This window comes from Streptomyces sp. NPDC107522 (assembly GCF_055657525.1).
This window is the reverse complement of sequence record NZ_JBVKAU010000004.1, coordinates 663389-689062: the sequence shown is the minus strand read 5'-3', so window position 1 is coordinate 689062 and position 25674 is coordinate 663389. Positions and strand designations below refer to the sequence as shown.

Sequence of the window (25674 nt, the reverse complement as noted above, 5' to 3'; positions counted from 1 at the left end):
ACCGACAAAGGCCTCGAACTCCTCGAAGAAGCCCGCCCCACCAACCAGACCGCACTGCGCGAAGCCCTCGACGAAGCCGCGAAGAACCCCGAACTTGCCCCGCTGGTCCGGGCGGTGGAGACACTCCCCGTCCCCGCCTGACCGCGTGGCGACCGCATAGGGTGCAGGCATGGGAGATCTTGAAATACGGCCCGCCGTCGCCGATGACATCCCCGCGATCGTCGCCATGCTCGCGGACGATCCGCTGGGCGCCCAGCGCGAGTCACCGGACGACCTGACCCCCTACCTGGCCGCACTTGAGCGCCTCAGCAGCGATCCGAACCAGCACCTGGTCGTCGCCGTCCGCGAGGGCCGTGTCGTCGGCACTCTCCAGCTCACGGTCATTCCCGGGCTGTCGCGGCGTGGCTCCACCAGGTCGATCATCGAAGCCGTCCGTATCCACGCCGACGAGCGAGGCAGCGGCCTCGGCACGCAGCTCATCGAGTGGGCGATCGGCGAATCCCGTCGTCAGAAGTGCCAGTTGGTGCAACTGACCTCGGACAAGAGCCGTACGGACGCCCACCGCTTCTATGAGCGGCTCGGTTTCACCGCCTCGCACGTGGGCTTCAAACTCTCGCTGTGAAACAGCGAAGCGTCTGTTTCACGTGAAACAGACGCTTGCCCTACCGTCAGAACGAGCTGCTGCCCCGCCACCCGTCGGGATCCACACCGCCCGGCACGGCAGCCCCCTCGTCATACGGCTGACGCGTGAAGACGAACGAGCCGAGGTCCAGATGGTCCACGGACCCGTCCGGACGTCGGACGACCTTCAGGAGCTCGCCCGCGTAGTAGCCCTCCAGGCCCGTCCATGTGCCGTCGCCGTTGCCGCGGAACCGCGAGCGGCGCCCCTTGCCGGACAACGGCTCCAGCGAGACGAGTCCGTCGGCGGTCAGCCGCAGGGCGAAGGCGTATGTCCCCCAGTACCACTGGCCCGCCAGCTCCAGGACCGCCGGATCGATCTCGGGCATCGGCCGCCAGGGCTCGGGAATCCTCGGCTCGGCCTCGGCGACGATACGGACGAGGTCGGCCGCGACGAGAGAGACCAGCGGACCGGAGGTGCAGTTGGCCAGCACCACGGCCGCGACATCGTCCTCCACGCTGAGTGTCAAGCTCGCCAGAAAGCCCGGCAATGACCCGCCGTGCCCCACGAGGAGCCGTCCGTCCCTGTACTGGACCTGCATGCCGAGGCCGTACGCCGCACCGTCCGCCACGTCGACGGCCTCGGGCGGCGCCGCAGGCGTCCGCATCTCCCGTACGGTCTCGGCGCTCAGCACCCGGTCGTCCCCCTTGGCCAGGAAGACGGCGAACTGCGCCAAGTCACCCGTCGTGGACCACAGTTGACCAGCCGGCGCCATCCGCCCGAGGTGTTCGACAGGCTCGGGAAGCATCGCATCGGCCCAGGGATGCACCGCCCAGCCGCCCGCATGCGGTGCCTGCGGTCGCGTACTCGTACGCTTCAGGCCCAGAGGTTCGAGCACTTCACGCCGCAGTGCGTCCTCCCACGAAGCCCCACGCAGCTTCTCCACCAGCGCGCCCAGCAGCGTGTAGCCGGGGTTCGAGTAGTGGAACCGGCGGCCGGACGGATGCAGGAAGGGCTGGTCGCCCAGGACGTCGGACAGCTCGGGCCGCAGCGATCCGGAGGTCCGCTCCCACCACGGGCCGGGCGACTCGGCCGCCAGCCCACTGGTGTGGGCGAGGAGTTCGGCGATCGTGGCCTCCCCCACACCGGTGCCCGGCAGATGCTTCTCCAGCGGATCACCGAGATCGAGCAGTCCCTCGTCACGCAGTCGCAGGACGAGAACGGCCGTGAAGGTCTTGGTGATCGAGCCGATGCGGTACTGCACGCTCTCGTCCGGCCCATGCCCGTCCACCGACGTACGCGAGCCATGCCACACCGTCCGCCCGTCCCGTACGACCGCGGCGACCAGCGAGGGCGCGCGCCCTTCGGCCTGGGCCACGGCGACGCGGTGCAGCAGTGCCCGGCGCGTGGTGGGGAGCAGCTCTTCCTGAGGTGTCGTCATGCCCCCAGTTCATCCCGGCGGCCGCTGAGGAGTCGAGCGCATATCCCCCGGGTGAGGCGGATCAGGTCTGCGCCATGTCCACGAACCGCGAGTAGTGGCCCTGGAAGGCGACCGTGATCGTCGCCGTCGGACCATTACGGTGCTTGCCCACGATGATGTCCGCCTCGCCGGCGCGTGGCGACTCCTTCTCGTAGGCGTCCTCACGGTGCAGCAGGATCACCATGTCGGCGTCCTGCTCGATGGATCCGGACTCACGCAGGTCGGACACCATCGGCTTCTTGTCCGTGCGCTGCTCGGGACCACGGTTGAGCTGCGAAAGCGCGATCACCGGGACCTCCAGCTCCTTGGCCAGGAGCTTGAGGTTACGGGACATGTCCGAGACCTCCTGCTGCCGGCTCTCGGAGCGCTTCGAACCGCCTGACTGCATCAGCTGCAGATAGTCGATGATCACGAGCTTGATGTCGTTGCGCTGCTTCAGCCGGCGACACTTCGCCCGGATCTCCATCATCGACAGGTTCGGGGAGTCGTCGATGTAGAGCGGCGCCGCCGAGACCTCGGGCATCCGCCGCGCCAGGCGTGTCCAGTCCTCGTCCGTCATGGTGCCGGAGCGCATGTGATGCAGGGCGACTCGTGCCTCGGCCGACAGCAGACGCATCGCGATCTCGTTGCGCCCCATTTCCAGGGAGAAGATGACGCTCGCCAGGTTGTGCTTGATCGACGCCGCCCGCGCGAAGTCCAGCGCCAGCGTGGACTTACCCATGGCGGGACGGGCCGCGATGACGATCATCTGGCCCGGATGCAGACCGTTGGTGAGTGAGTCGAGGTCCGTGAACCCGGTGGGCACACCCGTCATCTCGCCGCTGCGCGAGCCGATGGCCTCGATCTCGTCGAGCGCGCCCTCCATGATGTCGCCGAGCGGCAGATAGTCCTCGCTGGTGCGCTGCTCGGTGACCGCGTAGATCTCGGCCTGGGCGCGGTTGACGATCTCGTCGACGTCGTCGTCGGCCGCGTATCCCATCTGCGTGATGCGGGTGCCGGCCTCGACCAGGCGGCGCAGCACGGCACGCTCATGGACGATCTCCGCGTAGTACTCGGCGTTCGCCGCCGTCGGCACCGTCTGGACCAGGGTATGGAGATACGAGGCGCCGCCGACCTTGTTGATCTCGCCGCGTTTGGTGAGTTCGGCGGCGATGGTGATGGGGTCGGCCGGCTCGCCCTTGGCGTAGACGTCGAGGATCGCCTGGAAGATCGTCTCGTGTGCGGGCTTGTAGAAGTCGTGGCCCTTGAGGACCTCGACGACATCGGCGATGGCGTCCTTCGACAGGAGCATGCCGCCGAGGACGGACTGTTCGGCGTCGAGGTCCTGCGGCGGGACCCGCTCGAAAGCCGAACCGCCGCCGTCCCACTCGCCGCTGTCCCGGCCGCGATCATGCTGTTCATCGCGGCCCCGGCCGCCGTCACTGCGTCGGCGGGAGGCGGGCAGACGATCACTGGGACCGCTGTCGGCCCAGGGGTCGTCCAAGGGCTCGGAAATACTCACCGAGCCACCTCCTCCCGTCCGCCGAGCGGACCTCGCCGTGCCCCTCTGTTCTACGGCACGCCACTGACAAATGAGAGGCCCAACTCCGTTTCTGGCACGTCGGCTTTGCGACGTTTTCACGGCCGACGGACGGAGCGGGCGCCGGACCACGGTAGGCCCCCGGGCACCGTCAGCCAATCTGGTTATCCACAGGCCATGTGGACGACGGCCCGGATGCTGTGGAGAACTCCGCAAAACCTGTGCACGACCCGGTGGACAGCCCTGTGAACAAGCCCTGCATGATTCCCCGAAAGCACTTTTGACCTGCATATTTGCCGTCCACCGGCTGTGCAGAAGAAAAACTTCCCCAGTCGGACCAAGATCGCTTCGAACGGTACGCAGGAGCACACGCCACGAGACCATCAGTAAGGGGTGCTAGTCCATTGCATCTCTTACCTGTGGACGATTAGATTGATGCCCATGACACAGGCTCCCGCGACTCCCAAGGCCGCCCGGCGACAGCACGACCGAGAGATCGTCGCACTGGCCGTCCCGGCCTTCGGCGCACTCGTCGCCGAGCCCCTCTTCGTCATGGCCGACAGCGCCATCGTCGGCCATCTCGGCACCGCACAGCTCGCCGGGCTCGGGGTCGCCTCGGCCCTCCTCATGACCGGCGTCAGCGTCTTCGTCTTCCTCGCCTACGCCACCACGGCTGCCGTTGCCCGACGCGTCGGCGCCGGTGACCTTCCGGCCGCCATCCGCCAAGGCATGGACGGTATCTGGCTGGCCCTCCTCCTCGGTGCCGCCGTCGTCGCGATCGTCCTGCCCACGGCACCGTCCCTTGTCGAACTCTTCGGCGCCTCGGACACCGCAGCCCCGTACGCGACCACCTATCTGCGGATCTCAGCACTCGGCATCCCCGCCATGCTCATCGTGCTCGCCGCCACCGGCGTTCTACGTGGCCTGCAGGACACCAAGACGCCCCTCTACGTCGCCATCGGGGGCTTCGTCGCCAACGCCGCACTCAACGCGGGCCTGGTCTACGGCGCTGATCTCGGCATCGCAGGTTCCGCCTGGGGCACGGTCATCGCGCAGTGCGGCATGGCCGCTGTCTATCTCGTGGTCGTCGTCCGCGGGGCCCGCAACCACGGCGCCTCTCTGCGCCCCGACGTTGCCGGGATAAGAGCGTCGGCTCAGGCCGGAGTGCCCCTGCTGGTCCGTACGCTCTCGCTGCGGGCGATCCTGATGATCGCCACAGCCGTCGCGGCCCGCCTTGGCGACGCCGACATCGCGGCGCATCAGATCATCCTGTCCCTGTGGAGCCTCCTCGCCTTCGCGCTGGACGCCATCGCCATCGCCGGGCAGGCCATCATCGGACGGTATCTCGGTGCCGGCGACGCCGGGGGCGCCCGGGCGGCCTGCCGCCGCATGGTGGAGTGGGGCGTTGCGGCTGGCGTCGTCCTCGGACTGCTCGTGGTGATCTCGCGCCCGGCATTCCTGCCCTTGTTCACCGGTGACCCCTCGGTCAAGGATGCCGCGTTGCCCGCCCTGGTGATTGTGGCGCTCTCCCAACCGATCTGTGGCGTCGTCTTCGTCCTGGACGGCGTCCTCATGGGAGCGGGCGACGGCCCCTACCTCGCCTGGGCCATGGTGCTCACGCTGGCGGCCTTCGCTCCGGTCGCACTGCTGGTCCCCGTGCTCGGTGGCGGGCTCACCGCGCTCTGGGGTGCGATGACGCTGATGATGGCGGTGCGCATGCTGACGCTCTGGCTACGCGCCCGCTCGGGCCGCTGGATCGTCACGGGAGCGACCCGCTGACCGTTTCACGTGAAACAGCGTGTTTCACGTGAAACAAGCCCGATCCTCAGTGCACTGGCAGGGGCATTCACCGGCAGAGGCAAGAGAGAAGGGGCCGTACCCGGCAGGTACGGCCCCTTCTTTCAGCTGTTCAAGCCGAGCGCAACGATCAGGCCGCGACAACCTCGATGTTGACCTTGGCGGCAACCTCGGGGTGCAGACGCACGGACGTCTCGTGGGCGCCCAGGGTCTTGATCGGCGTGCCGAGCTCGATGCGGCGCTTGTCGACCTCCGGGCCACCGGCAGCCTTGATCGCGGAGGCGATGTCGGCCGGGGTGACGGAACCGAAGAGGCGACCGGCGTCGCCGGAGCGGACGGCCAGACGGACCTTCACACCCTCGAGCTGGGCCTTGACAGCGTTGGCCTGCTCGATGGTCTGGATCTCGTGGATCTTGCGAGCACGACGGATCTGCTCGACGTCCTTCTCGCCACCCTTGGTCCAGCGGATAGCGAACTTCCGCGGGATCAGGTAGTTGCGAGCGTAACCGTCCTTGACGTCGACGACGTCGCCAGCGGCACCGAGGCCGGAGACCTCGTGGGTGAGGATGATCTTCATTAGTCGGTCACCCTTCCCTTAGCGCGCAGTGGACGTGTAGGGCAGCAGCGCCATCTCACGGCTGTTCTTGACGGCCGTGGCGACGTCACGCTGGTGCTGCGTGCAGTTGCCGGTCACGCGGCGGGCACGGATCTTGCCGCGGTCGGAAATGAACTTCCGCAGCATGTTCGTGTCCTTGTAGTCCACGTACGTGACCTTGTCCTTGCAGAAAGCGCAGACCTTCTTCTTCGGCTTGCGCACAGGCGGCTTCGCCATGGTGTTTCTCCTGTGTGATCAAGAAGTTTGGGTACGAACCCGCCCTTAGAAGGGGGGCTCGTCCGAGTAGCCGCCGCCACCGCCGCCGGAGTTTCCACCCCAGCCGCCGCCACCGCCCTGCTGGCCACCGGCAGGAGCGCCGGTCGCCCACGGGTCGTCGGCGGGAGCGCCGCCGCCCTGCTGACCGCCGCCGGGGCCACCGCCCCAGCCGCCGCCACCCTGGCCGCCACCGCCACCGAAGCCACCGCCCTGGCCACCGCGGCCGGCGGTCTTGGTGACCTTGGCCGTGGCGTTGCGCAGGCTGGCGCCGACTTCCTCGACGTCCAGCTCGTAGACCGTGCGCTTGACGCCCTCACGGTCCTCGTAGGACCGCTGCTTCAGCCGGCCCTGCACGATGACGCGCATGCCTCGCTGGAGCGACTCGGCGACGTTCTCCGCCGCCTGACGCCAGACCGAGCAGGTCAGGAACAGGCTCTCGCCGTCCTTCCACTCGTTGGTCTGACGGTCGAAGGTGCGCGGGGTGGACGCGACACGGAACTTCGCGACCGCCGCACCGGAAGGGGTGAAGCGCAGCTCGGGGTCGTCGACAAGATTGCCGACGACCGTGATGACGGTCTCGCCTGCCATGGGGAACCTCTCGGCGGGTTTGCTCTGGCTGCTTGGTTGCTGCTGCTACTCGAATCCCGAGATCAGCTGAGCGGGAGAGCTCAGTGGGTCTCGGGGCGGAGGACCTTGGTCCGGAGGACCGACTCGTTCAGGTTCATCTGGCGGTCGAGCTCCTTGACGACCGCAGGCTCGGCCTGCAGGTCGATGACCGAGTAGATGCCCTCGGGCTTCTTCTTGATCTCGTACGCGAGACGACGACGGCCCCAGGTGTCGACCTTCTCGACCTTGCCGTTGCCCTCACGGACGACGGAGAGGAAGTTCTCGATCAGGGGGGCGACAGCGCGCTCCTCCAGATCGGGGTCGAGGATGACCATCACCTCGTAGTGACGCATGTGGAACCCACCTCCTTTGGACTCAGCGGCCACGGTCGTTCCGTGGCAGGAGGGTTGTGATGCGTACGCAACGGTATCGGCCGCCACTGACAATCGGGGGCCCGGCTGGCGGTTTCCCCGCGTGGACTGGGCGGACTCCCTGGCATGGCCTGGGCAGACACCGGTGCAGACGGTACAGAGTACCCGCACACGTGCTTCCGGTTGAAATCAGCCCACGGAGCCCGTCAGTCTGTACACATCGGGTGTGTATGGCGCTACGATGCGCCGCCTTCCGCAGGAGGTGTGCCCTATGGCACAGGCATTGCGACCCAACACCGTCGGAGGCCTCTTCGCCACGGACGGAAAGCCCCACCCTCTCCAGGACACCCTGCTCGCGGTGACCCTGGTGCTGGGCATCACGTCCTTCGTCGTGGCGCTCGTCGACGACGACCTGCACCTGCTCAGCTCCTGGACCGGCCTGGTGGGCATCCTCACCGGCGCGTACGGCCAGTGGATCTCGGAGACCACCCGCGAGCGCTTCGGCCTGATCCTGGGTCTCGGCGCCTCAGGAGTCGGTTTCTTCCTCGGCATGGCGCACGGCGGTCTCTTCGGCGGGGTCTTCTGACGCCAGGGGCGCTGCCCTCCCGATGCCGGCCTCGGAGACCGTCCTCCGAACACCGGCAGAACACCGCATAGAACACCGTCGAACGCCGCGGCCGCCCAAAGACCGGGGCGAAGCTGCCGTACGCCCAGTCGGGGCGCTCCCAAGGCGCAGTAGGCTTCCGCGAGAGCCGGAGCCCCTGTACCCATGGGGACACACCAGCCCGAGGAGCGCCCCGAATGAGCCTGACCCTGAGGACGATCAGTCGCGAGCAGCATCTGGCGTACATCCAGAGCCTGCCGTCGGCGAGCCACATGCAGGTTCCGGCCTGGGCGGACGTGAAGGCGGAGTGGCGCTCGGAGAGCCTCGGCTGGTTCGACAAGACCGGTGAGCTGGTCGGCGCGGGTCTCGTCCTCTACCGGCAGCTTCCCAAGATCAAGCGCTACCTCGCCTATCTGCCCGAGGGCCCGGTCATCAACTGGTTCGCGCCAAATCTCACCGACTGGCTGGAACCGATGCTCGCGCACCTGAAGCACCAGGGCGCCTTCTCCGTGAAGATGGGCCCGCCGGTGATCATCCGGCGCTGGGAGGCGGGCTCCATCAAGCAGGGCATCCAGAACCCGGACGTGAAGCGCCTGCGCGACATCGAGGCCGACTTCATCGAGCCGCGCGCCTTCGAGGTCGCCGACAAGCTGCGCCGTATGGGCTGGCAGCAGGGCGAGGACGGCGGGGCCGGCTTCGGCGACGTACAGCCCCGCTACGTCTTCCAGGTGCCGCTCGCGAACCGCTCTCTGGAAGAGGTCCACAAGAACTTCAACCAGCTGTGGCGCCGCAACATCAAGAAGGCCGAGAAGGCCGGCGTCGAGGTCGTCCAGGGCGGCTACCAGGACCTCGCCGAATGGCAGCGGCTGTACGAGATCACGGCCGTGCGCGACCACTTCCGGCCGCGCCCGCTGTCGTACTTCCAGCGCATGTGGACGGCTCTCAACACCGAGGACCCCAACCGCATGCGGCTGTACTTCGCCCGCCACAACGGGGTGAACCTGTCGGCGGCGACGATGCTGATCGTCGGTGGGCACGTCTGGTACTCCTACGGCGCCTCCGACAACATCGGCCGTGAGGTCCGGCCCTCCAACGCGATGCAGTGGCGGATGCTGCGCGACGCCTACGCGCTCGGCGCGACCGTCTACGACCTGCGCGGCATCTCCGACTCGCTGGACGAGACCGACCACCTCTTCGGCCTCATCCAGTTCAAGGTGGGCACGGGCGGCCAGGCCGCCGAGTACCTCGGCGAGTGGGACTTCCCGCTGAACAAGCTGCTCCACAAGGCGCTCGACATCTACATGTCGCGTCGCTGACCTCGGCTTCCCCGCTTCGATACCGTCAATTGCTGCACCGTCGATAGCTTCCATACCTCTGATACACCGCAGCCACGAGAAAGGTTCCAGGTCCGGCCATGGCGCTCACGCTCTACGTCGACACCGCGCGCTGGCGGGCGCACCACAAGCACGTGCAGGAGCAGTTCCCGGGGCTCGTCCCGGTCTGCAAGGGCAACGGCTACGGGTTCGGACACGAGCGGCTGGCGGAGGAGGCGACACGCCTGGGCTCCGACGTGCTCGCCGTCGGCACGACGTACGAGGCCGCGCGCATCAAGGACTGGTTCGGCGGTGATCTGCTGGTGCTGACGCCCTACCGGCGCGGTGAGGAGCCGGTGCCGCTGCCGGACCGGGTCATCCGGTCGGTGTCGTCGGTGGACGGTGTGTACGGCCTCGTGGGCGCCCGTGTCGTCATCGAGGTGATGTCGTCGATGAAGCGGCACGGCGTGAACGAGCACGACCTGCCGCAGCTGCACGCCGCCATCGAGAACGTCCGGCTCGAGGGCTTCGCCATCCACCTGCCGCTGGACCGCACGGACGGCTCGGACGCCGTCGAGGAGGTCATCGGCTGGATGGACCGCCTGCGCGCGGCCCGCCTGCCGCTGCACACGATGTTCGTCAGCCACCTCAAAGCCGAGGAACTCGCCCGCCTGCAGCAGCAGTTCCCGCAGACCCGGTTCCGCGCCCGCATCGGCACCCGGCTGTGGCTGGGGGACCACGAGGCCACCGAGTACCGCGGCGCGGTCCTGGACGTCACGCGCGTGGCGAAGGGCGACCGTTTCGGCTACCGGCAGCAGAAGGCGGCCTCGGACGGCTTCCTGGTGGTCGTCGCGGGCGGTACGTCGCACGGGGTGGGTCTGGAGGCTCCCAAGGCCCTGCACGGCGTCATGCCGCGTGCCAAGGGTGTCGCCCGGGCCGGTCTGGCCACGGTCAACCGGAACCTTTCTCCCTTCGTGTGGGGCGGCAAGCAGCGCTGGTTCGCGGAGCCGCCGCACATGCAGGTCTCGATCCTGTTCGTCCCCGCGGACGCCCCCGAGCCGAAGGTCGGCGACGAGCTGGTCGCCCATCTGCGGCACACCACCACGCAGTTCGACCGGCTCGTCGACCGCTGACGCCGGGCAGCCGCCGCTCGGCAACGCCGTCACGGGTGAAAGCCGCATTCACGGGCAAAGGCCGTACACGGACTCTTCCGTGTACGGCCTTTTGCGTGCGCTTGCTACGCCCTGTTCGCTCAGAGCGAACCGTCGGTCGCCCCCTTGTCGCCCCACTCCACCTGCGGCCCGTCGAAGTGGGCCGCGTGCCGCGGTGGATGGGCCGCGGAGCCGAGCACGAACACGTCCTCCGCCCGGTTGAGCACCCCACCCGAGGGATCGTCGTCGCCGGCCCTGCGTACCGGGTCCCGCTCCGGCATGAGGATGTCCCGTACGACGACGGCGCACAGGAACAGCGTCCCCAGCAGGTGCACGCCGATCGCCCAGTGGTAGCCGTCGGGCGGCAGCCCCTTGTGGGCGTCCCCGCTGGTCGTGTACGCGAGGTACATCCAGATGCCCAGGAAGTACGCCACCTCGCAGGCCTGCCAGATGAGGAAGTCCCGCCACCTCGGCCGGGCGAGCACGGCCAGGGGCACCAGCCACAGGACGTACTGCGGTGAGTAGACCTTGTTGGTGACGATGAACGCCGCGACGATCAGGAAGGCCAGCTGGGCGAAGCGCGGACGGCGCGGTGCGGTGAGCGTTAGAGCGGCGATCCCGGCACAGCACAGCAGCATCAGCAGCGTGGCGATCGTGTTGACGGTCTCGGTGCTCAGCGGGTCGGTGGAGTTCTGCGCCATGATCAGCCAGAAGGAGCCGAAGTCGACGCCCCGTTCCTGGCTGAACCGGTAGAACTGCGACCAGCCGTCCCAGGCGAGGAGCATCACCGGGAGGTTCACGACCAGCCAGGCGAAGACCGTGCCGCCCAGTGCCCTGCCGAAGTCCCGCCATTTGCCGGCGCGCCAGCACAGCACGAACAGCGGGCCGAGCAGGAAGACGGGGTAGAGCTTTGCGGCCGTGGCGAGCCCCAGCAGGACGCCGAACGCCAGCGAGCGGCCACGCGACCACATCAGCATCGCCGCGGCCGTCAGGGCGACGGCCAGCAGGTCCCAGTTGATGGTCGCGGTCAGCGCGAAGGCGGGGGCCAGGGCGACCAGCAGGCCGTCCCAGGGGCGACGGGCCTGCGTACGGGTCACGCAGACGGCGATGACGGCCGCGCAGACCATCAGCATCCCGGCGTTGACCATCCAGTACCACTGCTCCTGGTCCTGGATGCTGCCGCTGCCCGGTGTGAGCCAGGAGGCGACCTCCATGAACACGCCGGTCAGCACCGGGTATTCGAGGTACTTCATGTCACCGGGGAGCTGGTCGAAGTACGGCACGAGCCCGTCGGCGAAACCGCGTCCCTGGTAGAGGTGCGGGATGTCCGAGTAGCAGGCGTGCGTGTACTGCGAGCTGGCGCCGAAGAACCAGGCGCCGTTGTAGCAGGGCGCCTTCTGGACGAGGCCGAGGGCGAACATGCCGATCGCCACGAGCGCGATGATCCGCGCGGGAGTCCACCAGGACGTCCCGAGCAGGGCGCGCCGTCCGATGGGACCGCCGATCAGCTCACTCCCGTTCGCGGCGACCTCGTCCTCCTCGGTCGGCCGCACCGGGTCCGGCTCGTGCACGCTCGTGGGCGTCGTCTCTGCACTGGGCATGGGGCACATCCTGCCGTACGAGGCTGAGAACGGAAGCGGGGGCGAACGGCGCTCTGCAGTCGCCCCTGCAAGAAATAGGCGAACCGCCACGCGAGGTAATCGCGCAATTACGCCAGAACCTTGTCCGGTTAATACCACTCGGCCTGAGGGGTTTTCTCTACGCCGTTGAACGCGGAATGGCCACCGACTGCTTCAGTCGGTGGCCATTCCACTTTCAGCCGGTCAGCCGACGGGGCTCAGCCCGACGGGCCTCCGAAAATACCTCCATTGCCATTGGCATTGCCGTTCCCGTCCGTCTCCGTCTCCGTCGGAGTCGGCGACGAGGTCACGCCCCCGTCATTACCGGCCGTGTCCGAGCCTCCGTTGACGTTGCACTGGAAGCCGAAGCAGGTCTCGGTCGGCGTTGGCGTCGGCGAGGTCAGCGACTCGCTGGGCGTCGGGCTCGGCGTCGGGCTGGCCTCCTCCGTCTGGCTGGGCGTCGGAGTGGGCGACGGGGTCGGGACGTCGTTGATGATCTCGCCGATGGGGTCCGGCGTGGGGAACGGCTCCGGGTCGGTGCCCTTCAGCGCCTGTTCCATGTAGTCGTGCCAGATGATGGACGGGAACGAGGCACCGTGGATCTTCTTCTGCCCACCCGTGCCGAACATCTTCAGGAACTCGCGGTTCTCGTTCTTCTCGTTGTCGTCGTAGCGGAACATCGTGATCGCCGTCGACAGCTGCGGGGTGTAGCCCACGAACCAGGCGGAACGGTTGCCGTCGGTGGTACCGGTCTTGCCGGCCACCTCGCGACCGGTCAGCTGGGCGTTCGTACCCGTACCCTCCTCGACCACGGTCTTAAGGACGTCCGTGACGTTGTCGGCGACCTGCGGGGTGAAGGCGTCCTTGGTCTCGGTCTCGTGGCGGAACTTCTCGCCGTCCTTGTCCGTGACCTTCCTGACGGAGAACGGAGCACGCTGCTTTCCGCTGGCGGCAAAGGTCGCGTACGAACCCGCCATACGGATCGCGCTGGGCTGGGATGTGCCGATGGAGAAGGACGGGTAATCGGTACCGGTCAGACTGGGCTCGAGCAGGCCGGCGTCCATGGCCGCCTCCTTCACCTTGTCCAGCCCGACGTCCATGCCGAGCTGCACGAAGGCGGAGTTCACCGACTCCCGCATCGCCTCGCGGAGGTCGATCCGGTAGTTCGGGGGAGAGCCGTACGACTCATCGCCGTCATTGACCTGGTTCCACTCCTCCCCCTTCTCGTTCCGCCAGATGTCGCCCTTGTAGTCCCTGATCTTCAGCTTGTTCTTGCCGCTGTACAGGCTCTTCGGGGAGACCTTTGTGCGCTCGTCCTGCGCCTGGTCCGGCTCGAGGTCCGGGTTCCGCACGCCCCACTTCATCGCCGCCGCGAGCACGAACGGCTTGAACGTCGAACCGACCTGGGCACCGGTCACGTCACAGTTGTTGGTGAAGTGCTTGGTCGCGTCCGTGCCTCCGTAGCAGGCCTTGATCGCACCTGTGGCCGGGTCCACGGAGGCTCCGCCGAACTGGACGTGGGTGTCGGTCTTCGGTCGCTCTTCGGGCTTGATGTTGGCCTTGTAGACCTTGGTCACCGCGGCCTTGAGCTCGTTGACCTTCTTCTTGTCGAAGGTCGTGTAGATCGAGAGTCCGCCCTCCCGCAGCCTGCGCTCGGTGATTCCGGTCTTTTCGCTGTTGTTGACCAGGTAGCTGTTGGCGAGATCGACGAGATAGCCGATCTGGCCGCTCAGCGCGGTGTTGAAGCGCGGGTTCTGCACGTTGGGCAGATCCCTGTACTTGTCCCGCGTCGCGGCGTCCAGATGCCCGTACTCGACCATCTTGTCGAGGGTGTCCTGCATCTGGACCAGGGCCCGCTTGCTGTTCGCCTCGGGGGTGGCCGCCGGGTCGATGGACGTCGAACCCGCGGGGTCGTAGTACGTGGCGCCCTTGAGCATGGCCGCCAGGAAGGCGCACTCGCCCTGGTTCAGCTTGATGGCGTCCTTGTTGAAGTACGCGCGGGCGGCAGCCTGGATCCCGTAGGCGTTTCGGCCGTAGTAGGCCGAGTTCAGGTAGCCCTCCATGATCTCGTCCTTGGACAACTTGGTGCCCACTTTGATCGAGACGAAGATCTCCTTGAACTTACGGGAGATCGTCTGCGACTGGTCGTTCAGCATCGCGTTCTTGACGTACTGCTGAGTGATCGTGGAGCCGCCCTGGGTCTCGCCGCCCCTGGCCATGTTGAGCACGGCGCGGGCGATGCCCTTCGGGTCGATGCCGCTGTCGGTTTTGAAGGTCTTGTTCTCCTGCGAGATGACAGCGTTCTGCATGGCCTTGGGAATCTGCGAGAGGTTGATGATCTGCCGGTTGGTCTCACCTCCCGTGGAGACCATCTCGGTGTCGTCGGACCAGTAGTAGACGTTGTTCTGCGCCTCGGCGGTCTCGTCGACCTTGGGGATGCCCACCATGGCGTACCCGATGCCCGCCACGGCCACCAGGCTGCCCATGAAGCCGATGAACAGACCCGCCACGAGCTTCCACGACGGCACCCAGCGCGCCACGCCGTACTTGCCGGCACGCGGGTAGTCGATGAACCGCTTCCTGCCCGGCGCGGCGGCGCGCCCTCTGCCCCGTCCAGGACCGTTCGGACCGCCGGGAGCCGCACGTCGGCCGCCCCGGCCCGGTTCAGCCGCTCTGCGACGGCCGCCTCCACTTCTCTGTGCGGCGCGTCGGGCCTCCGCTCGGCCGCCGGACGGCCGCTCCTCGTCTCTGGACCCGTAGCCCAGCCCGTATGCGTCGGCGGAGGACCCGGTGGCGCCTCGCGGTGCCGCTCGGCGACCGGAGGACGAGCCGGACTGGCCGCGTCGGGCCGCGGCACGTCCGCCTCCCTGCGGCTGCGGCGGTTTGCGACGGTGCTCGCTCATCGAACGACTACTCCTCGGGCAGGCGCACCCCTGCGCGCCTGGCAACGGCGGCTGTTTTCCGGTCCCCCCGAAGTACGGATGTGGTCGGTTTCGCATTCACCCGTACTGCACCAAGGACAACGACGCCCACAGACGTCGCTCGGTTCCCGGTGGTGTGCATGGCGCACAGACTACGCACCACCAAAGCCCGCCCAGCTCCGAACTTCACCCCAAATCAGGCAACTCGCTCCACATGAATCGTTGATGTGATCCCGTTCACCGTTCCCCCACTTGTCGCGCCCGGAAGGCCGTTCTATCGTCGTGATGTATCGAGTCGATACATCAGCGCGAGATACGACGAGGAGGCGAGGGGATGAGCCGACGTTCCGGGATCCTCGAGTTCGCCGTACTCGGACTGCTCCGCGAGTCCCCGATGCATGGCTACGAGCTGCGCAAACGACTCAATACATCGCTGGGCGTGTTCCGTGCCTTCAGCTACGGCACGCTCTACCCCTGCCTCAAGACGCTGGTCGCCAACGGCTGGTTGATCGAGGAACCGGGGCACACCGCCGAGGACGCGCTCGCCGCGCCCCTCGCCGGACGCCGCGCGAAGATCGTGTACCGATTGACCGCGGAAGGTAAGGAGCACTTCGAGGAACTGCTCTCGCAGACGGGGCCCGACGCGTACGAGGACGAGCACTTCGCTGCCCGATTTGCTTTCTTCGGCCGCACGCCGCAGGACGTACGCATGCGCGTGCTGGAGGGCCGCCGCAGCCGGCTGGAGGAGCGTCTGGAGAAGATGCGCGCCTCCCTGGCACGCACGCGAGAGCGCCTCGACGACTACACGCTTGAGCTCCAGCGCCACGGGATGGAGTCCGTGGAGCGCGAAGTGCGCTGGCTGAACGAGCTCATCGAGAGCGAGCGGGCCGGGCGGGACCTGAAGGGTTCCGCTTCCGGGGGGTCCGCTCAGCAGGACACCACATCTGGAGAGCCGGGCGATCTGCCCCGGCCCGGGGTCATCCCCGGGCCGGATTCGCCCGGCGATACCGCCACGTGAGCGCCCAGTCAGGGCCTCACTCGTACACACAGGGAGCAGCCGGAATGGGTTCGGTTCGCGTAGCCGTCGTCGGCGTGGGCAACTGCGCCGCGTCACTGGTTCAGGGAGTCGAGTACTACAAGGACGCCGACCCGGCGTCGAAGGTCCCCGGCCTGATGCACGTGCAGTTCGGCGACTACCACGTCCGTGATGTCGAGTTCGTCGCCGCCTTCGATGTCGACGCGAAGAAGGTCGGCCTCGACCTCGCGGACGCCATCGGTGCCAGCGAGAACAACACCATCAAGATCTGCGACGTGCCGCGCACCGGCGTGACCGTGCAGCGCGGCCACACCCTCGACGGCCTCGGCAAGTACTACCGCGAGACCATCGAGGAGTCCGCCGAGGCCCCGGTCGACGTCGTCCAGGTCCTGAAGGACAAGCAGGTCGACGTCCTCGTCTGCTACCTGCCCGTGGGCTCCGAGGACGCGGCGAAGTTCTACGCCCAGTGCGCCATCGACGCCAAGGTCGCCTTCGTCAACGCCCTGCCGGTCTTCATCGCCGGCACGAAGGAGTGGGCGGACAAGTTCACCGAGGCGGGCGTGCCGATCGTCGGTGACGACATCAAGTCCCAGGTCGGCGCCACCATCACGCACCGCGTCATGGCGAAGCTGTTCGAGGACCGCGGTGTCATCCTGGACCGCACGATGCAGCTGAACGTCGGCGGCAACATGGACTTCAAGAACATGCTCGAGCGTGACCGCCTCGAGTCGAAGAAGATCTCCAAGACGCAGGCCGTCACCTCGCAGATCCCCGACCGGGAGCTCGGCGAGAAGAACGTCCACATCGGCCCGTCCGACTACGTCGCCTGGCTCGACGACCGCAAGTGGGCCTACGTCCGCCTCGAGGGCCGCGCCTTCGGTGACGTCCCGCTGAACCTGGAGTACAAGCTCGAGGTCTGGGACTCCCCGAACTCCGCCGGCGTCATCATCGACGCCCTGCGTGCCGCGAAGATCGCCAAGGACCGCGGCATCGGCGGCCCGATCCTCTCGGCGTCGTCGTACTTCATGAAGTCCCCGCCGGTCCAGTACTTCGACGACGAGGCCCGCGAGAACGTCGAGAAGTTCATCAAGGGGGAAGTCGAGCGCTAGCTCGGCAGAGCACAGCGCGCCAGCTCCTCCCAGCACAGCGCGCCAAGGCTCGCTCAGAATCGCTCCTGCCAGAGCTGCCGAGGGTCCCCGGGTTGTACCGCCCGGGGACCCTCCCCATATGTGAGGCTGTGCCCCATGTCCGTCGTACGCGACCTGCGGGTCCTGCTGCGCTTCCGGGACTTCCGGCGCCTGCTCGCCGTACGCCTCCTCTCGCAGGGCGCCGACGGTGTGTACCAGACCGCGCTCGCCACGTACGTCGTCTTCTCCCCGGAGAAACAGACCTCCGCCGCCGCGATCGCCTCCGCGATGGCGGTACTGCTCCTGCCGTACTCCCTGGTGGGCCCGTTCTCCGGCGTCCTGCTGGACCGCTGGCGCCGACGCCAGGTTCTCCTGTACGGCAGCCTCCTGCGCACCGTACTGGCCTCGGTGACGGCCGTTCTGATCCTCACCGAGGTCCCGGACTGGCTCTTCTACGTCTCCGCCCTGTGCGTCACCGCCGTCAACCGCTTCGTCCTGTCAGGCCTGTCCGCCGCGCTGCCGCGGGTGGTCGACGAAGAGCGCCTCGTGATCGCCAACTCCGTTTCCCCGACCGCGGGAACGCTCGCCGCGTTCGCAGGGGGTGGTCTGGCCTTCGTCGTACGGCTGGTGATCTCGGACTCCGATGCCGCCGTGGTGCTCGTGGCAGCCGTGCTGTACCTGTGCGCCGGGCTGGCGTCGCTGCGCATGTCACGGGAACTGCTCGGTCCTGACCTCGAGTTGGTGCAGCCACGCCTCGCGGCGGCCCTCTCCGGTACCGCACGCGACCTGGCGGCCGGGGTACGCCATCTCGCCACACCACCGCGCCGGGAGGCCGCCTGGGCGCTGTTCGCGATGACCCTGATGCGCTTCTCCTACGGAGCCCTGCTGGTCATGGTGCTGATGCTCTGCCGGTACGCCTTCTCCTCGAACGCCGATGACGGACTCGCCCTGCTGGGGCTGGCCTTGGCTGTCTCCGGCGCCGGATTCTTCGCTGCCGCCGTGGCAACACCCTGGGCGGCGAGGCGACTTGGCTCAGGCCGCTGGATCGTGGTGTGCGCGACGGCAGCGGCGATCCTGGTACCCGCCCTCGGCCTACCGTTCGCCACAACTCCCATGCTGGCGGCGGCATTCGTCCTGGGACTGACGACGCAGGGGGCGAAGATCGCGACGGACACGATCGTGCAGACCTCGGTCGAGGACGGCTTCCGTGGCCGGACCTTCTCCGTCTACGACGTGCTGTTCAACGTCGCCTTCGTCGGCGCCGCAGGAGTGGCCGCACTGATACTGCCGCCTGACGGCCGTTCAGCACCGCTCGTGGTCACGGTCGTCGTTATCTACGCGGCAGTTGCGGCGGCTATGGCCCGCTTTGAGTACCGGTCTGTGTCACATCAATGACACAGAGCCACTCCTGGCTGCGGAGTTGTCAGTGGGGCCCGGTAGCTTACGTCCGTCTTACATCGCGCATTGTTCGCGATCACGCACCCATGTTCTAGGGGGACCCCCAAGTGACAACTCCGCCGCCCCAGGGCAATCCATTCGCCCAGGGCCAGAACCCGTACGCCCAGGGCCAGCCGCCACAGGGCGACTACCCGCAGCAGCCGGGCCAGCCCGGGTTCCCCCAGCAGGGAGCGCCGTATGCGCCGGTTCCGCCGCAGCAGCCGGGTCGCCGCTTCAGCTTCAAGACGATCAAGAACATCCTTATCGTCGTGGCCGCTGTCACGGTGGCCATCGTCGGCTACATAGCCAGCCTTGACGACGCGGACCAGGCCAAGGTGGGCGACTGCATGAAGTCCACCTCGTCGTCGAGCTCGAACCCCAGCATGGAGGTCGTGGACTGCTCCTCCTCCGAGGCCGAGTCCAAGGTACTCAAGAAGGTCGAGGGCACCTACACCTCGTTCACCGCCGAGACCGAGTGCCGCAAGGTCAGCGGCGCCACCAGCTTCTACGCCCAGACCGGCGACGGCGACAACTTCCTGCTGTGCCTGTCGGACGTCTGATCTGAGCTCTCCGCATGCTGAGGGGCTGTGTTTCACGTGAAACACAGCCCCTCAGCACATATGGCTCCGTGAAACGGGGGCATGTTTCACGTGAAACATGCCCCCGTTTCACGGCCACCTCAGCTCTGCTCGGCCCACCACTCCTTGAGCGCAGCCACCGCCGCATCATGCTCCACCGGCCCGTTCTCCAGCCGCAGCTCCAGCATGTGCTTGTACGCCCGACCGATGACCGGCCCAGGACCCACGCCGAGAATCTCCATGATCTGGTTGCCGTCGAGGTCGGGGCGGATGGCGTCGAGTTCCTCCTGCTCCTGGAGCTGGGAGATCCGCTCCTCCAGGCCGTCGTAGGCACGGGACAGCGCCGCCGCCTTGCGCTTGTTCCGCGTGGTGCAGTCCGAGCGGGTCAGCTTGTGGAGGCGGTCCAGGAGCGGGCCGGCGTCACGGACGTAGCGGCGGACGGCGGAGTCCGTCCACTCCCCGGTGCCATATCCGTGGAAGCGCAGGTGGAGCTCGACCAGACGTGAGACGTCCTTCACCAGCTCGTTGGAGTACTTGAGCGCGGTCATACGCTTCTTCGTCATCTTCGCGCCGACCACCTCGTGGTGGTGGAACGAGACCCGTCCGTCCTTCTCGAAGCGACGGGTACGCGGCTTGCCGATGTCATGCAGCAGCGCGGCCAGCCGGAGGGTCAGGTCGGGACCGTTCTCCTCCAGCGCCATCGCCTGCTCCAGGACGATCAGCGTGTGCTCGTAGACGTCCTTGTGCCGGTGGTGCTCATCGCTCTCCAGCCGCAGAGCCGGCAGCTCGGGCAGCACATGTCCGGCGAGCCCGGTGTCGACCAGCAACGTCAGTCCCTTGCGCGGGTGGGCCGAGAGGATCAACTTGTTCAGCTCGTCCCGCACCCGCTCCGCCGAGACGATCTCGATGCGCCCGCCCATTTCCTTCATCGCCGCGACGACCTCAGGAGCCACCTCGAAATCGAGCTGCGCCGCGAAGCGCGCCGCCCGCATCATGCGCAGCGGGTCGTCCGAGAAGGAGTCCTCCGGCGTCCCCGGGGTCCGCAGCACGCGCGCCGCGAGGTCCTCCAGTCCGCCGTGGGGATCGATGAACTCCTTCTCCGGCAGCGCGACGGCCATCGCGTTCACCGTGAAGTCGCGTCGGACGAGATCTTCCTCGATGGAGTCGCCGTACGACACCTCTGGCTTGCGGGAGGTCCGGTCGTACGCCTCCGACCGGAAGGTCGTCACCTCAATCTGGTAGCCGGCCTTCTGCGCCCCTACCGTGCCGAAGGCAATCCCGACCTCCCACACCGCGTCGGCCCACGGGCGCACGATCTTCAGTACGTCCTCGGGGCGGGCGTCGGTCGTGAAGTCGAGGTCGTTGCCGAGCCTGCCGAGCAGCGCGTCCCGGACCGATCCGCCGACCAGGGCGAGTGAGAACCCGGCCTCCTGGAAGCGGCGGGCGAGGTCGTCGGCGACAGGCGCGACCCGCAGCAGTTCACTCACCGCGCGGTGCTGCACCTGACTCAGGACACTGGGCTTGTCTTCGTTGGCGTTCGGCACAACAGAAGAGGGTACGTGGCCCTGGCTGCAGCGAGCGCCTCCATTAAACGGGCACACTTCATGCACGGACACCTCTGTCCATACGGGCACAAGGGCTGCCCTTGAGGTGCAACGAAACGCTCCTCTTTATACCCGCCCATACGGGACAGGCCGACGGCGTGGCCCGATCTTGTGGAGCACTCCGCGGCACTTCCCCTCAGCGCGCATCGTTACCATGCGTGGACGCACATTCCGACGACCACTGACGACGACGAGGGACGGGCGAGCGCGTGGCCGACGCGGCAGACTTCCAGGGGACGAGTCCCTCACCTGCCCGCCGATGGCTGCGGCGGACAGCAGCATTGTTCGCCGGAGCTCCTCTGCTGGCCGGCCTGCTCCAGCTGCCGACCGCGGCCCCCGCACACTCCGCCGGCCAGGACTCCCTGAAGGCTGCATCCGGCGCGGGCACGGTGGCCGTCGCCGTGGATTCGCTCACACCGTCCGTCCCCGGCGACGGCGACACGCTGACCGTGTCCGGCACCGTGACCAACAAGGGCAAGCAGGCGGTCACGGACGCGCAGGTGGACCTGCGTCTGGGGCCCGCCCTGAACACGCGCTCCGCCGTCGACACGGTCACCAAGCGCACCGCCTACCAGGAGGGCCTCGACGGCGCCCCGGTGGGCGGAAAGTACGTCAAGGAGTTCCCCAAGCTCACCCCGGGCGTCGCCGAGCGCTTCAGCATCTCCGTACCGGTCGACAAGCTGGATCTCGGCGGGGCGGGGGTCTACCAGTTCGGCGTCTCCCTGTCCGGCGAGACGTCCGCTCAGCCGTGGAACCAGGTGCTCGGCATCCAGCGGACGTTCCTGCCGTGGCAGCCTGACGAAGCCGACACGAGGACGCGGACGACCGTGCTGTGGCCGCTCGTGTCCACCTCGCACATGACGGCACAGACGGGATCGGACGAGACGCAGACGCCGGTCTTCCATGACGACGACCTCGCGAAGGAGATCTCGCCGGGCGGCCGTCTGCAGCAGCTCGTCTCACTGGGCAAGGAACTCGACGTCACCTGGGTGATCGACCCCGACCTGCTGGCCTCCGTCGACGCGATGACCGAGCCCTACCGCATCCAGGGCGAGGGCGACTCGACCACGGCGGGCACCCATCAGGCGGTCGCCGGCCAGTGGCTCGCCGAGCTGCAGGAGGCGGTACAGGACAAGGAGGTCGTCGCCCTGCCCTTCGGCGACCCCGACCTGGCCTCGCTGGCCCACAACGGCACGAACGTCACCGGCTCGCTGAGCCACCTCAAGGAGGCGACCGACGTCGCCGCCGACACGGTCGACTCGATCCTCCATGTGGAGCCGACCACCGACTTCGCCTGGCCCGTGAACGGCGCCGTCGACCCGTCCATCGTCAAGGTCGCCACATCCGCCGGCGCGGACAAGGTGCTCGCCCGCAGTGACAGCCTGGTGGAGACGGGCGGCCTGCCCTACACACCCTCCGCGGCCCGCCCCATCGGCGGCGGCACGTCGGCGGTCGTCGCGGACGCACGGATGTCGACGGTGTTCCAGGGCAACCTGACCAGGGCGTCGAGCTCGACGCTCGCCGTCCAGCGGTTCCTGGCCCAGAGCCTGGCCCTCAACCTCCAGACGGACAAACAGCGCAGCATCGTCGTCGCCCCGCAGCGGATGCCGACGGCGAGCCAGGCCCGGGCGATGGCCGAGGCGGTGACGGCGCTCCAGGGCGGCACATGGTCGCAGTCCCAGGAGCTCACGGCCGCCGCCACGGCCAAGCCCGACTCCGGCGCCACCACCAAGGTGCCGGCGGCTTCCCAGTACCCCTCGTCGCTCCGCAAGCAGGAGCTGCCGCGGGCGGCCTTCGCGCAGATCGCGACCACGCAGGACAAGCTCAACAAGTTCAAGGTGATCCTCAGCAACGAGGACCGCGTGGTGACCCCCTTCGGGCGGGCCATGAACCGAGAGATGTCCACGGCGTGGCGCGGCCGCTCCGCGGAGGCGGCCGACTACCGCAACAGCGTGGAGTCGTACATCGACTCCCTGGCCGGTCAGGTCACGCTGATCGACAAATCGGACACCAAGCTCTCCGGGCGCAGCGCCACGATCCCCGTGACCGTGCAGAACAACCTCGTGCAGGGCGTCGAGCACCTGGTCCTCAGGCTCACCTCGACGAGCCCGAGGCGACTCGAGATCGGTGGCGAGGACTTCTACGAGCAGCGCGTCACCGTCTCCGGCGGGCACAGCCAGACGGTGAAGTTCCCCACCTCCGCTCAGGCCAACGGCCAGGCCGAGGTGATTGCCCAGCTGTACACGGAGGACGGCCAGAAGTACGGCGCCCCCGTCAGGTTCGACGTGAAGGTCACCGAGTTCACGGCCACGGTGATGCTGGTCATCGGCGGCGGCTTCCTGCTCCTCGTCCTCGCCGGCTTCCGGATGTACACGCAGCGCAAGCGCGCGGCGGCACGTGAGGCAGAGGAGGACGGTCCCCAGGAGACACCTGAGGCCGACCCCGGACCGGAGAACGCCGATGGCGGACCGGAGAACGCCGATGGCGGACCGGAGAACTCGGACGGCCCCCAGGAGCGTCTCACCCCCGAGGATCTCCTCGAGGAGGAGTCCGTCACCGGAACCCGGGAAGACGCCCCGGAGCAGCCGAGTGACCCGACACCGGACACCGCAGCGGAAAACGCCGACCCGTCCGGCACGGGTGAGAGAGTGGACCGTTGAGCGATGTCGTGGCCGGTGGGCCCGGGACGATGAGGTGGGGTAACCATGAACGCGCCGTACGACGGTGACCGCGGCCAGGCCGCGGGCAGCTCGGGGCACCCCGAGGGCCCGCCGTCCGAGCAGGGCCAGGTGCCGCCGCAGCACCCCGCGGACATGTACCTCCAGGACGCCTACGACCAGGACCCCTACCGGGCCCAGGACCTCTCCGCCCAGGACCCGGTCGCCGAGGCGCTGTACGACCGGGCCGCGCACCCACCGCCCCCGCCGGGCACGTACCCGCCGCCGCAGCAGCTGTACGCCCAGCCGCCCCAGTCGCCGTACGCCCCCGACCCACACGTGTGGGCCCAGACCCCGGCTCCCGAGCCGGAGGGTCCGAACCAGTACCTGCCGTACGGCGACGACCCTCGTACGACCCAGTACGTGGGCGTCGACGACCTCGTCTCGCACTCCGCCGGGGAGCGACAGGAGCACGACGCCTTCGCGCACCTCTTCCGGGACCAGCAGCAGAGCGGCCATCCGCAGTACCAGCCGCCGACGGTCCCGGGGCCTTCCCCGGCACCGGCCGAGGGCCAGTACCCCGCGCCGACGCCACAGCCGGCGGACGAGGCCCCATCCGCGACGCCCGCTCCTGACCCGGCGCCTCCCGCGAAGAAGGGCGGGCGAGCGGGCGGCCTGCTGAAGTCGAGCGCGGTGATGGCGGCGGGCACGATGGTGTCTCGGCTCACCGGGTTCATCCGCTCCGCAATGATCGTGTCAGCGCTTGGCCTGGGCCTGCTGGGCGAGTCCTTCCAGGTGGCGTACCAGCTGCCGACGATGATCTACATCCTGACGGTCGGCGGCGGACTCAATTCCGTGTTCGTCCCTCAGCTGGTGCGAGCCATGAAGGAGGACGAAGACGGCGGTGAGGCGTACGCCAACCGACTGCTGACCCTCGTCATGGTGATCCTGGGCGTCCTCACCGCGCTCGTCATGTTCGCCGCCCCACTCCTGGTCCGGGCGCTGTCGACCCCGCTGGCCAACGATCCCGCGGCCAACGAGACCGCGGTGACCTTCACCCGGTACTTCCTGCCCTCGATCTTCTTCATGGGCATCCACGTGGTGATGGGGCAGATCCTCAACGCCAGAGGCCGCTTCGGCGCGATGATGTGGACCCCGGTCCTGAACAACATCGTCATCATCGTGACGCTCGGCGCGTTCCTGTGGGTGTACGGCACCGCCGAGCACTCCGGCATGAAGGTCACGACCATTCCGCCCGAGGGCGTGCGGCTGCTCGGGGTCGGTGTCCTCCTCGGCCTCGTCGTCCAGGCCCTGGCGATGATCCCCTATCTGCGCGAGACCGGGTTCAAGCTGCGGCTCCGCTTCGACTGGCGGGGACACGGCCTCGGCAAGGCCGCGATGCTCGCCAAGTGGACGATCCTCTTCGTCCTCGCCAACCAGGCGGGCGCCCTCGTCGTGACCCAGCTCGCCACCGCGGCCATCACGGACTCCGGCGTCGCCGGAACCGGCTTCAGCGCCTACGCCAACGCCCAGCTCATCTGGGGCCTTCCGCAGGCCATCATCACCGTTTCTCTGATGGCCGCCCTGCTGCCCCGTATCTCGCGTTCAGCCGCCGAGGACGACACGGGCGCCGTACGGGACGACATCTCCCAAGGACTGCGCACGACAGCAGTGGCCATCGTGCCGCTTGCCTTCGGTTTCCTGGCGCTCGGTATCCCGATGTGCACACTGATGTTCGGCTCCTCGGGCACCAGTGAAGCCACCAACATGGGCTACATGCTGATGGCCTTCGGCCTCGGCCTGATCCCCTACTCGGTGCAGTACGTCGTGCTGCGCGCCTTCTACGCGTACGAGGACACCCGCACCCCCTTCTACAACACGGTCATCGTGGCGGCCGGCAACGCCGCCGCCTCGGCCGTCTGCTACTTCGTGCTCCCGGCCCGCTGGGCCGTGGTCGGCATGGCCGCCTCGTACGGCCTGGCCTACACGATCGGCGTCGGCGTCGCCTGGAACCGCCTGCGCAAGAAGCTCGGCGGCGACCTGGACGGTGCCCGGGTGATGCGGACGTACGCCAGACTTTGCATCGCCTCGGTGCCCGCGGCGCTGCTGAGCGGCGCGGCCTGCTACGGGATCGCCCACGCCCTCGGTCAGGGTGTCCTCGGCTCCTTCGCCGCTCTGCTGGGCGGCGGAGCCGTGCTGCTCGGGGTCTTCTTCGTTGCCGCCCGCAGGATGCGCATCGAGGAGCTGAACTCACTGGTCGGCATGGTCCGCGGGCGCCTGGGTCGCTGAGGCGGGGGTACGCGCACAACCATCGTCCGCCACCGTGTGTCGTGCATAGCGGCGGACTGTGGGCACAATTGGTTT

General features: G+C 67.9%; 20 protein-coding genes and 1 pseudogene. 12 read left to right on the top strand and 9 right to left on the bottom strand.

Annotation, left to right across the window (positions count from 1 at the left end):
• Positions 1-141, top strand: a pseudogene (locus ACZ7L6_RS17190) (MarR family transcriptional regulator); the annotation flags it as partial.
• Positions 142-169: 28 nt separating this feature from the next.
• Positions 170-622, top strand: coding sequence for a GNAT family N-acetyltransferase (locus ACZ7L6_RS17185; protein ID WP_471924556.1), 453 nt, complete (start codon positions 170-172; stop codon positions 620-622).
• 46 nt (positions 623-668) lie between these two features.
• On the opposite strand, the gene ACZ7L6_RS17180 is transcribed toward ACZ7L6_RS17185, so the two are convergent.
• Together ACZ7L6_RS17180 and dnaB are read right to left on the bottom strand one after the other, a co-directional pair.
• Positions 669-2060 (bottom strand): serine hydrolase domain-containing protein, encoded by a 1392-nt coding sequence (locus tag ACZ7L6_RS17180; protein ID WP_471924554.1) that lies wholly within the window; start codon positions 2058-2060, stop codon positions 669-671.
• Positions 2061-2121: 61 nt separating this feature from the next.
• Positions 2122-3600, bottom strand: coding sequence for a replicative DNA helicase (gene dnaB / locus ACZ7L6_RS17175; RefSeq protein WP_433043608.1), 1479 nt, complete (start codon positions 3598-3600; stop codon positions 2122-2124).
• A gap of 459 nt (positions 3601-4059) precedes the next feature.
• Between dnaB and ACZ7L6_RS17170 the strand changes: the two genes are divergently transcribed.
• A complete protein-coding gene (locus tag ACZ7L6_RS17170) occupies positions 4060-5397 on the top strand; it encodes an MATE family efflux transporter (RefSeq protein WP_471924552.1) in 1338 nt (445 codons plus the stop codon).
• 148 nt (positions 5398-5545) lie between these two features.
• Here ACZ7L6_RS17170 and rplI read toward each other — a convergent pair whose 3' ends face one another.
• The 4 genes from rplI to rpsF form a co-directional block, all read right to left on the bottom strand.
• Positions 5546-5992, bottom strand: coding sequence for a 50S ribosomal protein L9 (gene rplI / locus ACZ7L6_RS17165; RefSeq protein WP_166000401.1), 447 nt, complete (start codon positions 5990-5992; stop codon positions 5546-5548).
• An 18-nt stretch (positions 5993-6010) separates the two neighbouring features.
• Positions 6011-6247 carry a 30S ribosomal protein S18 gene (rpsR, locus tag ACZ7L6_RS17160; RefSeq protein ID WP_003949403.1) on the bottom strand — a complete coding sequence of 79 codons (237 nt, stop codon included), beginning with the start codon at positions 6245-6247 and terminating at the stop codon, positions 6011-6013.
• A 45-nt stretch (positions 6248-6292) separates the two neighbouring features.
• Complete coding sequence (locus ACZ7L6_RS17155) at positions 6293-6874, bottom strand: single-stranded DNA-binding protein (RefSeq protein WP_471924550.1); 582 nt, start codon at positions 6872-6874, stop codon at positions 6293-6295.
• Positions 6875-6954: 80 nt separating this feature from the next.
• Entirely contained in the window at positions 6955-7245 is a 291-nt protein-coding gene (gene rpsF / locus ACZ7L6_RS17150; RefSeq protein ID WP_003956532.1) for a 30S ribosomal protein S6, read from the bottom strand.
• A 289-nt stretch (positions 7246-7534) separates the two neighbouring features.
• Between rpsF and ACZ7L6_RS17145 the strand changes: the two genes are divergently transcribed.
• The 3 genes from ACZ7L6_RS17145 (at position 7535) to ACZ7L6_RS17135 (ending at position 10313) form a co-directional block, all read left to right on the top strand.
• Positions 7535-7849, top strand: coding sequence for a hypothetical protein (locus ACZ7L6_RS17145; RefSeq protein WP_471924548.1), 315 nt, complete (start codon positions 7535-7537; stop codon positions 7847-7849).
• Positions 7850-8064: 215 nt separating this feature from the next.
• A complete protein-coding gene (gene femX / locus ACZ7L6_RS17140; RefSeq protein ID WP_471924546.1) occupies positions 8065-9183 on the top strand; it encodes a peptidoglycan bridge formation glycyltransferase FemX in 1119 nt (372 codons plus the stop codon).
• Positions 9184-9281: 98 nt separating this feature from the next.
• Positions 9282-10313, top strand: coding sequence for an alanine racemase (locus tag ACZ7L6_RS17135; protein WP_398812406.1), 1032 nt, complete (start codon positions 9282-9284; stop codon positions 10311-10313).
• Positions 10314-10432: 119 nt separating this feature from the next.
• Here ACZ7L6_RS17135 and ACZ7L6_RS17130 read toward each other — a convergent pair whose 3' ends face one another.
• Together ACZ7L6_RS17130 and ACZ7L6_RS17125 are read right to left on the bottom strand one after the other, a co-directional pair.
• Positions 10433-11932: a glycosyltransferase family 87 protein gene (locus ACZ7L6_RS17130; protein WP_471924544.1), complete on the bottom strand. Its 1500-nt coding sequence runs from the start codon at positions 11930-11932 to the stop codon at positions 10433-10435.
• A gap of 236 nt (positions 11933-12168) precedes the next feature.
• Positions 12169-14853 (bottom strand): transglycosylase domain-containing protein, encoded by a 2685-nt coding sequence (locus ACZ7L6_RS17125; RefSeq protein WP_471924542.1) that lies wholly within the window; start codon positions 14851-14853, stop codon positions 12169-12171.
• Between the two features lie 352 nt (positions 14854-15205).
• Between ACZ7L6_RS17125 and ACZ7L6_RS17120 the strand changes: the two genes are divergently transcribed.
• The 4 genes from ACZ7L6_RS17120 to ACZ7L6_RS17105 all read left to right on the top strand — a co-directional run bounded on the left by ACZ7L6_RS17120 (position 15206) and on the right by ACZ7L6_RS17105 (position 19031).
• Positions 15206-15889, top strand: a complete 684-nt coding sequence (locus tag ACZ7L6_RS17120; protein WP_471924540.1) for a PadR family transcriptional regulator — start codon at positions 15206-15208, stop codon at positions 15887-15889.
• A gap of 44 nt (positions 15890-15933) precedes the next feature.
• Positions 15934-17016, top strand: coding sequence for an inositol-3-phosphate synthase (locus tag ACZ7L6_RS17115; RefSeq protein ID WP_451038105.1), 1083 nt, complete (start codon positions 15934-15936; stop codon positions 17014-17016).
• Between the two features lie 135 nt (positions 17017-17151).
• Positions 17152-18429, top strand: coding sequence for an MFS transporter (locus tag ACZ7L6_RS17110; protein ID WP_471924538.1), 1278 nt, complete (start codon positions 17152-17154; stop codon positions 18427-18429).
• Positions 18430-18539: 110 nt separating this feature from the next.
• Positions 18540-19031, top strand: coding sequence for an LppU/SCO3897 family protein (locus ACZ7L6_RS17105; RefSeq protein ID WP_471924536.1), 492 nt, complete (start codon positions 18540-18542; stop codon positions 19029-19031).
• A 119-nt stretch (positions 19032-19150) separates the two neighbouring features.
• On the opposite strand, the gene ACZ7L6_RS17100 is transcribed toward ACZ7L6_RS17105, so the two are convergent.
• A complete protein-coding gene (locus ACZ7L6_RS17100; RefSeq protein WP_471924534.1) occupies positions 19151-20593 on the bottom strand; it encodes a CCA tRNA nucleotidyltransferase in 1443 nt (480 codons plus the stop codon).
• A 269-nt stretch (positions 20594-20862) separates the two neighbouring features.
• Between ACZ7L6_RS17100 and ACZ7L6_RS17095 the strand changes: the two genes are divergently transcribed.
• Both ACZ7L6_RS17095 and murJ read left to right on the top strand, forming a co-directional pair.
• On the top strand, positions 20863-23313 hold the full coding sequence (locus tag ACZ7L6_RS17095) for a DUF6049 family protein (RefSeq protein ID WP_471924532.1): 2451 nt from the start codon (positions 20863-20865) through the stop codon (positions 23311-23313).
• A 45-nt stretch (positions 23314-23358) separates the two neighbouring features.
• The gene (murJ, locus tag ACZ7L6_RS17090) at positions 23359-25599 is read left to right on the top strand and encodes a murein biosynthesis integral membrane protein MurJ (protein WP_471924530.1); all 2241 of its coding nucleotides are present in this window, start codon (positions 23359-23361) and stop codon (positions 25597-25599) included.
• Positions 25600-25674: the final 75 nt, after the last annotated feature.

What these genes read in the sequence shown, in the direction of transcription:
- ACZ7L6_RS17185 (WP_471924556.1), top strand. Translation starts at nt 170, where the DNA reads ATGGGAGATCTTGAAATACGGCCCGCCGTCGCCGATGACATCCCCGCG.
- ACZ7L6_RS17180 (WP_471924554.1), bottom strand. Translation starts at nt 2,060, where the DNA reads ATGACGACACCTCAGGAAGAGCTGCTCCCCACCACGCGCCGGGCACTG.
- ACZ7L6_RS17170 (WP_471924552.1), top strand. Translation starts at nt 4,060, where the DNA reads ATGACACAGGCTCCCGCGACTCCCAAGGCCGCCCGGCGACAGCACGAC.
- rplI (WP_166000401.1), bottom strand. Translation starts at nt 5,992, where the DNA reads ATGAAGATCATCCTCACCCACGAGGTCTCCGGCCTCGGTGCCGCTGGC.
- rpsR (WP_003949403.1), bottom strand. Translation starts at nt 6,247, where the DNA reads ATGGCGAAGCCGCCTGTGCGCAAGCCGAAGAAGAAGGTCTGCGCTTTC.
- ACZ7L6_RS17155 (WP_471924550.1), bottom strand. Translation starts at nt 6,874, where the DNA reads ATGGCAGGCGAGACCGTCATCACGGTCGTCGGCAATCTTGTCGACGAC.
- rpsF (WP_003956532.1), bottom strand. Translation starts at nt 7,245, where the DNA reads ATGCGTCACTACGAGGTGATGGTCATCCTCGACCCCGATCTGGAGGAG.
- ACZ7L6_RS17145 (WP_471924548.1), top strand. Translation starts at nt 7,535, where the DNA reads ATGGCACAGGCATTGCGACCCAACACCGTCGGAGGCCTCTTCGCCACG.
- femX (WP_471924546.1), top strand. Translation starts at nt 8,065, where the DNA reads ATGAGCCTGACCCTGAGGACGATCAGTCGCGAGCAGCATCTGGCGTAC.
- ACZ7L6_RS17135 (WP_398812406.1), top strand. Translation starts at nt 9,282, where the DNA reads ATGGCGCTCACGCTCTACGTCGACACCGCGCGCTGGCGGGCGCACCAC.
- ACZ7L6_RS17130 (WP_471924544.1), bottom strand. Translation starts at nt 11,932, where the DNA reads ATGCCCAGTGCAGAGACGACGCCCACGAGCGTGCACGAGCCGGACCCG.
- ACZ7L6_RS17125 (WP_471924542.1), bottom strand. Translation starts at nt 14,853, where the DNA reads ATGAGCGAGCACCGTCGCAAACCGCCGCAGCCGCAGGGAGGCGGACGT.
- ACZ7L6_RS17120 (WP_471924540.1), top strand. Translation starts at nt 15,206, where the DNA reads ATGAGCCGACGTTCCGGGATCCTCGAGTTCGCCGTACTCGGACTGCTC.
- ACZ7L6_RS17115 (WP_451038105.1), top strand. Translation starts at nt 15,934, where the DNA reads ATGGGTTCGGTTCGCGTAGCCGTCGTCGGCGTGGGCAACTGCGCCGCG.
- ACZ7L6_RS17110 (WP_471924538.1), top strand. Translation starts at nt 17,152, where the DNA reads ATGTCCGTCGTACGCGACCTGCGGGTCCTGCTGCGCTTCCGGGACTTC.
- murJ (WP_471924530.1), top strand. Translation starts at nt 23,359, where the DNA reads ATGAACGCGCCGTACGACGGTGACCGCGGCCAGGCCGCGGGCAGCTCG.